Consider the following 10,117-nt stretch of genomic DNA (forward strand, 5'->3'; position numbering starts at 1 on the left):
GTCGCCTTATCTGGACAGTCTGCGCCGCCCGCAACATTGCAGTAAGGTCGGCGATGGACGCCCACGGTAGGCAGTTATCAGGCTGGCCGTAGCGCTGACCCAAGAGCTGGCGGAGGCCAGCCTGATAACTGCCGGGCCATAGGGCGCATCGGTGTGAGGTCAGCTTCCGGGTGGGGGGTCCGGGGGGAGGGTTTCGTGCCGGTGTCGATCATTACCGTTTGCGAGCGCCGCGACGCCAGGGGGCTCGACGCGCATGTGCCGCTGATCCTGCGGGGAGACGCTCTCTATGATCCCGATCTCGACCGCTTCTTTGTCGACCTGCCGCTAGCGGGGATCCGCTCGCGCCATTCGCTGCGCGCCTACGCCTATGACGTTGCGGTGTGGCTTCGCTTCCTCGATGCCTGCGGCACGACGATATGGGACGCGGCCCGCGACGATGTGACCGCCTATCACCGCGCGCGGCGGCGCGGCGACGCCGCCCAGCGGATCAGCGCGGCAAGCTGGAACCGGGCAGTCGCCAGCCTCGATCGCCTCTACCGCTGGGGTAAGAGCCAAGGGCTGATTGCCGAAGCGCCGTTCAGTCGGCGCGCTATATGGCGACCGGCGCATGGGGGGCGTCGGGGCATGATCGCCGCGCGCAACGACGCCTATGAACGCACTGCCAAGCGATCGGATGTGCGGTTCGTCACGATGGACGACTACCGCATTTTCCGCGACGTCGGTCTGCGCGGCCTCGCCCTTGACGGTACGGAACGCCCCGGCGCTCGCGATCGCAACGGGCTGCGCAACGCGCTGTTCGCCGATCTTCTCGTCACAACCGGCCTGCGTCTCGAAGAGGCGTCGGGCCTGCTCGCCGATGAGCTTGCGGCCATCGATCACGACCACGATCAGGCTCAGCAGCTTTGGCTGCGCCTGCCGCCGCCGCTCACCAAGGGCGACCGCGGACGCAGCGTCCTGGTCCCGCGCCGGCTCCTTCGTCAGATCACCGCCTATGTCGCCGTCGAGCGCGCCGCGGGCGTGACCAAGTTCGCCGCGCGCGACGGTGCGGCCAGGTTCGAGCGACCGATCCACGTCACCCGCGCCGGTCTCGACCGCATGCGCGATGTCTGCACCCCGGAGGAACGATGCCGCCTGATCCTGTGCGACGAGGATGGAACGCCCCGCGAGCCGGTGGCGCTATGGCTGACCGAGGTCGGGCAGCCTGTCCGCCCCAACTCGTGGGAGGTGATCTTCACCCGGGCCTGCAAGCGGTGCGAGGAGAACGGCTTCCCGCTGTCGATCAGCCCGCACCAGCTTCGCCACACCTTCGCAGTCCATATGCTCGCTCTGCTGATCCAGCAGCGACTGCGCGAGGCCGCACTGCCGGTGGGGCCGGTGGAGACCTATCGGCTGATCCTGGGCGACCCGCTGCAACAGGTGCAACGCCTGCTCGGCCACGCGAGCCTCGCCACCACCTATGTCTATCTCGACCATATCGCGACCCGCGCCGATACGGTGGATGCGGCCGTCGAGGAGCTGCTGGCGCTGTTGCCGGGACCGCAGGGCGCATGAGCGAGCGTCCCCGCAAGGGCCGGCCTGTCGCCTTCGCGCCCATCACGCCGGAGCGACCGCAGCCCGATCCGGTGTTCGGCCTCAAGTTCACCCTCGAGGCGCGGCATGGCGGGACGGTCCTGGTCGATATGACCGCGCTCGATCCTCGCCCGCTCGCCATCGCCTTTGCCGGTGCGCTGCGTCGGTCGGCCGCGCTCGGGGGACCGATCGGTGCGGCCAGCGTCATCAAGCAGTATGTCCAGGTCTATCGTCACTTCTTCGCCTGGCTTGCCGACGAAGGACTGAAGGTGGTTGGCGTCAGCGACCTGCGCGCGGTCCATATCGATGGTTTCGCATCCGCGCTCGAACGGCGTGGGATGGGCGCGATCCACCGTCACATGACGGTCAGCAAGATCATCAACACACTGCGCGCGATCGAAGCAGACCGGCCCGATCGGATCGCACCCGAGCTGCATGAGCGGCTGCGCTACACGCTGGCCACTTCGGCGGGCCGCTCGACCCCGCGCGATGCCTACAGCCCCTTCGTCGCCCGCGCGCTGCGCGACGCGGCGCGAGCCGATGTCGAAGCGATGTTCCGCCGTCTCGGCGCCGACGATCGGACCGACGAGGGTGATCCGGCCATCACCGCCGCCCGCGCCGATGTCGAAGCGATCATCGCGCGGCAGGGCTTTATCGTCGCAGACCAGCCCGAGCTGAAGAGCCTTTATTTCATGCGCATGCGCCGCAACCTGCCAACCGCGACGCTCATCGACGACCTGCATGGCCGGCATCATCTGCTCGCGCGCGACCTGCCGGCGCTGCTCGTGCTGCTCACGCTTGAGACGGGCCTTGAGCCCGAGTGCCTGAAGACGCTGACCGTGGACTGTCTCGCCAATGCCCATGCCGGCACGGTGGAGCTGCGCTATCTGAAGCGCCGGGCTCGCGGCGCCGAGCACAAGAGCATGCGCATCCGCGACGGCGGTGGCGGCACGCCGGGCGGGCTGATCCGCCGCCTGATCGACGCCACGGCGGCTGCCCGCGAGCACCTGCCCGGCGATTGCCTGTGGGCCTATCACAACGTCGGCGGCCTTCGCGCCGGCATAGTCGACCTCAAGTATCCGCTCCCCGCCTGGGCTCGCCGCTGTGGCATTGTCGACGATAACGGCAAGCCGCTGCATCTGCTGCTTTCCCGGCTGCGCAAGACCCACAAGGCGCTGTGGTACACCAAGACCGAGGGGCACATGGCCCGCTTCGCGGTCGGTCACACGCGCGAGGTCGCGGCGCGCCATTATGCCGACCTGCCGTCGCTCCGGCCCCTGCACGAGGCGGCCGTCGCCGATGCCTTTCGCGAGGCGGTCGCCGCCGCGATGCCGACCGTCCTCGCGCCCACGGCCGAGCAGGCGCTGCGCGAAGCGCCCGAGCAGGCGGCGCCGTTGATGTCGGCCGATACGGTGGGGCCGTTGCTCGACGGCGAACAGGATGTCTGGCTCGCCGCCTGCTCGGGCTTCCATAGCAGCCCCTTCTCCGAGGCCGGCTCACCCTGCGCGCAGCCCTTCTGGGGCTGCCTCGATTGCCCCAACGCCGTCATCACCGCGCGCAAGCTTCCCGCGATCCTCGCCTTCCTCGCGTTCGTCGAAGAGCAGCGACCGAGCCTCCCGGCGAGCGACTGGGCGGCCAAGTTCGGCCGCGTCCATTCCCGCATCACGACCCAGGTCCTGCCGGTCTTCTCCGATGCCGTTATCGCCGATGCGCGCTGGCAGATGGAGAGCGAGCGGCTCTATCTGCCGCCGGAAGCACGCGCATGATCACGCCCGCCCATGCCCGCGCACCCGCGTTCGACGATCGGCCCGTGCTGGCCACTGCGCCGCTCAAGGCGGGCCACGCCCGCGAAGAGCTGTCGCGGGTCGGCGACTCAAGCTGGGATCTCGGTCCCGCCGTGTTCCGCGAGAACGCGCGGCGCTGCCATGTCACCGTGCATTTCGACGTGCTCGAACATGCCGATGTGCAGGCGGCGATGCGTGCCTATCTCTACGCCCGCCTCAACGTCGATCTTCCCGGCTACCGCCCGAAGCTGCCGCCGGCGAGCATCCGCCAGGCATTCAACCGCGCACGCCGGTTCTTCGCCTTCGCGCGCCTGACGCTTGGAGGGCTCGACCTTGGCCGCATCGATCAGGCGCTGGCCGATGCCTATGCCAGGCATCTTCGCCACGATTCTGCCCGGCGACCCGTCATAGTCGGCCACCTCCTCGAAGTGGTCTCCGATCTCTATCACTATCGTGACCGCCTCGCTGGCGGAGGCCTCGCGTTTGAGCCCTGGGCCGGACAGGCACCCGCCCGCGTCGCAGGCTATCGGCACGTCGTTGAGAACCGTACCCCGCGGTTTCCGGAAGATGTCATCGCCGCACTGCTCGCCTGGTCATTGCGCTACGTCACCGTCTTCGCGCACGATATTCTATCGGCTCGGGCCGCGCTGGATCGGCTCGAGGCGCGCCGCGCCCGGCTGCTTGCCGCCGAGCGCGGACTGCCTGGCGCAGAGCGCCGCCTGCGGCAGCGCGCGCGCCTCGAGCGCCATATCGCGCGTCGAGCCCGGCAAGGCCGCGGCGTGCCGATCTGGACGACCGCGCATAACGGCGTCACGCGCACCGATCCCCGCACCGGAGAAGCGACGCCGCCGATCAACGTCCATCTTCTCCATCTTCATGCCGGTGTCGATGCTGAGGCGGAACCGGCCATGCATTTCGGACTCGCCAAGGGCGTCTCCGCCCTGATCGAAGCCGCTGCCGCCGACCTGGGCGTCGAAGTGGGCGGCATGGACACGCCGATCTCGATTGATCCCGATAGCGGTCGGCCATGGCGCGCACGCTTCGATGCGAAGACGCTCGCACAAGAGGAACGGATGCTTCAGGCGGCCGCCTATATAGTGTGCGCTTACCTCACCGGCATGCGCGACTGCGAGGTGCAGGCGATGCGGCGGGGGTGCCTCTCGATCGCGCGCAGCGAGGATGGCCTGGTCGAGCGGCATCGCATTCGATCGACCATCTACAAGCGTCGGTCGACCATGGGCGAGGCGGCGAGCTGGGTGACGATCGAGCCGGTCGCAGACGCGATAGCGGTGCTTGAACGCCTGTCGGCAAGACCGACGCGCGCCAGCGGCAGCGATACGCTCTGGCCGGTACTACGCCCCGGCGCCGCCACCAAGACGCATCTGTCGAGCGAGGTGGTCCGCCAACTCAACGCCTTCCGCGACCACCTCAACGCTGCCTTCGGCAGCCCTGATGTGCCGGTCATCCCGTCCGGACCCGGTGGCAAGCCGTGGCGCATAACGACGCGGCAGTTCCGCCGCACCATCGCATGGCACATCGCCAACCGTCCGTTCGGCACCATCGCCGGCATGATCCAGTATAAGCACGCCTCGGTCGCCGCTTTCGAGGGCTATGCCGGAACCAGCGCATCGGGGTTTCGCGCCGAGGTCGAGGCGCAGCGCCGGCTCGGTCAGCAGGGCGACCTGCTGGACTATTTCGACCGGCGGCAGGGCGGTGCCTCACTCGCGGGGCCGGCGGGACCACGCATCGCGCGGACGCTCGACGATGCGGCCGTGCAGCTCGGGCCCTTGCCCGCCATGATCGCCGACCGCTCCCGGCTACGTGTCATGCTCGCCAGCGTCGCGCGAACCCTCCATGTCGGCCTCCTCGCGGATTGCTTCTTCGATCCCGCCACCGCGCTCTGCCTCAAGCGCGTGACCACCCCCGATCCCAAGCAGCCGCTCACGGCGCTGTGCGAGCCGACCCGCTGTCCCAACGCCTGCATCACCGCCCGTCACAGGCCAGCTTGGGAACGCGCGGCCGATGATGCCAGGGCATTGCTGCGCGAACGACGTCTGTCGGATCTTCAACGCCATGCACTCGCCACCGAGATCAACCGGCTCACTACCGTGATCGACGCCATCGGCCCCGCGCCGCCGGAGGCCAACCCCGGCTGACGGCGGAAGCTCTGCGCCGGTCGGCGCGCTGGCGCAACGGCGTTGCCGTCCTCCGCTTCGCTGCGGCCCTACGGGTGCGCAACCGCGCTTGTGCCCGGCGCTAGTCGAGCTCCGCCGCCGGGGATGGCCCCCGACGGGCAAGCGGAGTTCAGATCATGCCAACTCAGGTACGAGCCGACGTCTATACTCGGGTCACCGAGGCGATCCTTGCAGCGATCGAAGCCGGTACGGGCAACTGGCGCATGCCATGGCATCACAGCGGCGCCGATGTCACCCGGCCGACCAACATCGCCAGCGGCAAGCCCTATCGCGGCATCAACACGGTGTCGCTCTGGGCGGCGGCCTATGGCGGCGGCTATGCGAGCGGGGTCTGGGGCACTTATCGTCAGTGGCAGGACCGCGGCGCCCAGGTCCGCAAGGGCGAGCAGGCCAGCCTCGGCGTCCTCTGGAAGGAGATCAGCCGGCGCGACGACGAGCAGGATGACGAAGATGGCGGCAAGGGACGGCGGCTCTTCGCCCGGGCGTTCAGCCTGTTCAACGCCGATCAGGTCGACGGCTACGCGCCCGAGCCCGGGCCGGTCCTGCCCGAGAGCGAGCGCCTTGCGGCCGCCGAGGCCTTCATCGCCGCGCTCGGTATCGACACGGTCTACGGGTCGAGCAGCGCCTATTACCATCTCGGCGAAGACCGCATCTACATGCCGCACTTCGCAACCTTCCGTAGCGCGCATGGATTCTACGGCACCCATATCCACGAGTGTGCCCATGCCAGCGGCGCGGCGCATCGGCTCGACCGGGATTTCAGCGCCCGGTGGACCAAGGACGCGCTCGCGATGGAGGAAGCGACCGCCGAGCTGACCGCCTCGTTCCTGCTTGCCGACCTCGGCATCGCGCACGATCCGCGTCCCGATCATGCCGCCTATATCGCCTCCTGGCTTCAGGTGCTGAAGAACGACAGCCGCGCGATCTTCACTGCGGCCAGCAAGGCGCAGGCGGCGGCCGATTGGATGCACGCCCAGCAGCCGTGACGCTCACGCGGCCCGCACCTCGGCGCCGAGCGCATCAAGCAGCGGACAGCCCGGATCCTGACCGGCATCGCAGGCTCGCACCGAGTCTGCCAGAACCCGTTCCATCCGCCTGAGGTCCGCGATCCGCGCGCGCACATCCTGCAGATGCGACGCCGCGAGCTCGCGGACTTCGGTGCAGGAGGCCTGGCCGCCGGCCGCGAGTCCGAGCAAGGCGCGCACCTCGTCAAGGGTGAAGCCCAGCTCCCTCGCACGGCGCACGAAGCCCAGGCGAGCCACGTCCTCCCGACCGTAGCTGCGGTAACGGCCCCGCCGCGGCGGAACGGGCAGCAGCCCGATCCGCTCGTAATAGCGGATCGTCTCGATGTTGCAGCTGGTACGGCGCGAGAGTTCGCCGATCTGGATCGCGGCGGTTGCGGCCATCTTCAAAATACCTCTTGAGTCTGTAGTCGCTACAGATGGTAGGATAGCTGCATGCCCGCCACAAGGAGTCGCCCGTGACCCAGACACCAAGCCCGCCCAAGGGGATAAGTACCGCCGCGCTTACCCTGGCGGGGATCGCCGCCGCGTTCGGCGTCGCTGCCTGCTGCGCACTGCCGATCCTCTTGGCATCCGCCGGCATCGGCGCGGCCTGGCTCAGCGGCGTGGCCGTCGTCTCCGCGCCCTATCGCACGCCGCTCCTCGTGATCGGCGCATTATGCCTCGTCGCCGGCGCCGCGCTGCTATTGCGCCAGCAACTCGCCGCCATGCGCTGCGGCCCGGACGGCGTGTGCACGCCGCGCTGGACGCGAATCCTCACTCTCGCCGGCCTATTGGTCGGCGCGGCACTGCTCTGGGCGGGTTATAGCTATGTCTGACGTCGTTCCGGAGCTGCACTCGACCCTGACCTGTCCGCACTGCGGACATCAGGCGACCGAGACGATGCCGACCAACGCATGCCAGTTTTTCTATGACTGCCGGGGCTGCGGCGCGGTCCTCAAGCCCAAGCAGGGCGATTGCTGCGTCTTTTGTTCCTATGGCGACGTTCCGTGTCCGCCGATCCAGATCGAGGGCAAGGGCGCGTCCTGCTGCGGCTGAAGACAAGCCGTGACGCTTGCCACCCCCGCTGACGCTGCCCCTGAACCGACGGTTGCATTCCCCGACGGCACCGTCGTCCCGGACTGGACTGCGGTCACCGCGCCAAGCGCCCATTCGGCCCTGACAGCGCTGTTCGCGGCATTTATCGGCCGCAGGTGGCATGGCATCGACAGCACCGAGGACGAGGTGCGGCGTGCCATCCTCCGGGCCTATGTCACCCAGGGCTACGCGCCGGCGCCGGTGGAGATCGCTGCCGCGGTTGCGCTCCCGCCCGGCGACGTGGCCGCAGCGCTCCACCGGCTCGCCGGACGCGATCTCGTGGTCCTCGACGGCGACGGCCGAGTGAGCGGCGCCTATCCTTTCACCGATGCTCCCAGTGAGCATCAGGTGGAGGCCGCGGGTATCACGATGGGAGCCATGTGCGCCCTCGACGCGCTGGGGATCTGCACGATCGCACCGCACGCCAGCCTCATCCGCTCGTCATGCCGCCAATGCCGGCGCTCGCTTGCGATCCATGTCCACGACCGGGGCTGCACCTTGGGCGACGTCGTGCCCGAGGGGATTCTCGTCTGGTCCGGTCATCGCTACACCGGCGGCTGTGCAGCGTCTTCGCTCTGCACTCAGCAGGCTTTCTTCTGCCATGCCGATCATCTTGAAGCCTGGCGTATGGACGGTTCCGTGACCGCCCGCGACGGCATTCGCCTGACCCTGCGCGAGGCCCTCCAGGTCGGCCGCGCGATCTTTGCACCGATGCTCGGAGGGATATTGCCATGGCCCATTACGACCTGATCGTCATCGGCAGCGGAACAGCCGCCCAGGTCGCGATCGGCCAGGTCCGCGCCGCCGGATGGTCCGTCGCCGTCATCGACCACCGCCCGTTCGGCGGCACCTGTGCGCTACGGGGCTGCGATCCCAAGAAGATGCTGGTCAGCGGCGAAGAGGCGATCGATGCCGCCGCTCGCATGGCCGGACATGGTGTCGGCGGCGACCTGGCGATCGATTGGCCGAGCCTGATGGCGTTCAAGCGCAGCTTTACCGATCCGGTCCCCGCCAAGCAGGAACGCCGCTACGCCAAGCTGGGCGTCGACGCCTTCCACGGGCTAGCGCGCTTCGCAAGCCCGGACGCGGTCGCGGTCGACGGTCGGACGTTGCAGGCCCAGCATATCCTGATCGCAACCGGCGCGGGGCCGATCCCGCTCGGCATTCCAGGCGAGGAGCTGGTCAGCACGAGCGACGCTTTCCTCGAGCTGGAGACGCTGCCGCGCCGGATCGTGCTGATCGGCGGCGGCTATGTCGCCGCGGAGTTCTCGCATCTGGCCGCACGTGCCGGCGCCGAAGTCACGATCCTGCAGCGCGCTAGCCGGCTGCTGCCGCATTTCGATCCCGACCTGGTGGGCTGGCTCACACCGCGGTTCACGGCGCTCGGCATTCGCATCGAGACCGGCACCGCGGTCACACGGGTCGAGCGGAACGGGGACGGCCTGCAGGTGCGTGCCTCTCGCCAGGGAGCGCCGGACCTGGAGGTCGCCTGCGATCTCGTCATTCATGCTGCCGGGCGTCGTCCCGATCTCGGCAGCCTCGACCTGTCCACCGGGCAGGTCGCGGTGCAAGACGGACGACTGCAGCTCGATGCGCATCTGCGCAGCATTTCCAACCCGCGGGTCTATGCCGCCGGTGACGCCGCCGGCGTCGGGCCGCCCCTGACCCCGGTGTCGAGCCACGACGCGAAGATCGTCGCCGCGAACCTCCTGCAAGGTCCATCGCGCGAGCCCGACTATCGCGGTGTTCCGAGCGTCGCCTTCACCGTGCCGCCGATCGCCGCCGTCGGGCTTTCGGAAGAGGCGGCGCGCCGCAGCGGCCTCAAGTTCCGGGCTAACGCGGCCTCGACGCCGGACTGGTTCACCGCCCGCCGGCTCGCCGAGCCGGTCTATGGCCACAAAGTTCTGATCGACGAGCGGACGGACCTCGTCCTCGGCGCGCATCTCGTCGGGCCGAACGCCGACGAGGTGATCAACCTTTTCGGCCTGGCCATCCGCCACGGCCTCACCGCGGCCGATCTACGCTCCACCATGTTTGCCTATCCGACCGGCGCCTCGGATATCGGCTACATGCTCTAGGCGACGCCGCGCACGATCCGTCACCAGTGCTCGCCCGCGGGCGGGCGGCAGCCTGTCGCGAAAGACGATAGCGGGCTGTCGCCCGCCTGATCTGCGGACGCCGCTGACGCGGCGGCGCTACTTTTTGGGCCTCCCTTCCGACGCGGAGGTGGTCGGCGCTCCCTGCTAGGCCCGCCACGGCGGGCTGCAAGCCCCGGCTTCGCCGGGCTGCTCCATTTCATTTCGCCCCTGCGGGTGCAGCCCGCCGCTCGAACGGGCCTCTTCGGTCGCTCTCGCCGCCCACCCCCGCCTCGGGGGAGGCCGATGCGGTTTTTGGGCAGTGCTGGAGGCAGCCGATGGTTTTCTTCCTCGAACCCCGGATTGGGGCTGGACTGTCAGGATATGTCGCCGAA

At 68.8% G+C, this 10,117-nt stretch carries 9 protein-coding genes; 8 read left to right on the top strand and 1 reads right to left on the bottom strand.

What is annotated here, in order from left to right; all coding sequences use genetic code 11:
- The first annotated feature begins 201 nt into the window (after positions 1-201).
- The 4 genes from AC1Q5P_RS21380 (at position 202) to AC1Q5P_RS21395 (ending at position 6,534) form a co-directional block, all read left to right on the top strand.
- On the top strand, positions 202-1,551 hold the full coding sequence (locus AC1Q5P_RS21380; protein WP_039577820.1) for a tyrosine-type recombinase/integrase: 1,350 nt from the start codon (positions 202-204) through the stop codon (positions 1,549-1,551).
- Positions 1,548-3,335: a hypothetical protein gene (locus AC1Q5P_RS21385; RefSeq protein WP_492519970.1), complete on the top strand. Its 1,788-nt coding sequence runs from the start codon at positions 1,548-1,550 to the stop codon at positions 3,333-3,335. The genes AC1Q5P_RS21380 and AC1Q5P_RS21385 overlap by 4 nt, the downstream gene beginning before the upstream one ends.
- The gene (locus tag AC1Q5P_RS21390; protein ID WP_039574906.1) at positions 3,332-5,509 is read left to right on the top strand and encodes a hypothetical protein; all 2,178 of its coding nucleotides are present in this window, start codon (positions 3,332-3,334) and stop codon (positions 5,507-5,509) included. Before AC1Q5P_RS21385 ends, AC1Q5P_RS21390 begins: the two co-directional genes overlap by 4 nt.
- 155 nt (positions 5,510-5,664) lie before the next feature.
- The gene (locus tag AC1Q5P_RS21395; protein ID WP_017184391.1) at positions 5,665-6,534 is read left to right on the top strand and encodes an ArdC family protein; all 870 of its coding nucleotides are present in this window, start codon (positions 5,665-5,667) and stop codon (positions 6,532-6,534) included.
- Positions 6,535-6,537: 3 nt separating this feature from the next.
- On the opposite strand, the gene AC1Q5P_RS21400 is transcribed toward AC1Q5P_RS21395, so the two are convergent.
- Positions 6,538-6,954 (bottom strand): MerR family transcriptional regulator, encoded by a 417-nt coding sequence (locus AC1Q5P_RS21400; protein WP_017184392.1) that lies wholly within the window; start codon positions 6,952-6,954, stop codon positions 6,538-6,540.
- 74 nt (positions 6,955-7,028) lie between these two features.
- Between AC1Q5P_RS21400 and AC1Q5P_RS21405 the strand changes: the two genes are divergently transcribed.
- Genes AC1Q5P_RS21405 through AC1Q5P_RS21420 form a run of 4 tightly spaced genes read left to right on the top strand, consistent with a single transcriptional unit; the run spans position 7,029 to position 9,725 of the window.
- Positions 7,029-7,388, top strand: a complete 360-nt coding sequence (locus AC1Q5P_RS21405; protein ID WP_017184393.1) for a hypothetical protein — start codon at positions 7,029-7,031, stop codon at positions 7,386-7,388.
- Positions 7,381-7,608, top strand: a complete 228-nt coding sequence (locus AC1Q5P_RS21410) for a GDCCVxC domain-containing (seleno)protein (protein ID WP_025549113.1) — start codon at positions 7,381-7,383, stop codon at positions 7,606-7,608. Before AC1Q5P_RS21405 ends, AC1Q5P_RS21410 begins: the two co-directional genes overlap by 8 nt.
- Before the next feature lie 9 nt (positions 7,609-7,617).
- Positions 7,618-8,397 carry an organomercurial lyase gene (merB, locus tag AC1Q5P_RS21415; RefSeq protein ID WP_492519971.1) on the top strand — a complete coding sequence of 260 codons (780 nt, stop codon included), beginning with the start codon at positions 7,618-7,620 and terminating at the stop codon, positions 8,395-8,397.
- Complete coding sequence (locus AC1Q5P_RS21420; RefSeq protein WP_492519972.1) at positions 8,379-9,725, top strand: dihydrolipoyl dehydrogenase family protein; 1,347 nt, start codon at positions 8,379-8,381, stop codon at positions 9,723-9,725. The genes merB and AC1Q5P_RS21420 overlap by 19 nt, the downstream gene beginning before the upstream one ends.
- Positions 9,726-10,117 lie beyond the last annotated feature (392 nt).

It is taken from the genome of Novosphingobium sp. GW835-FHT14H07, assembly GCF_058793515.1.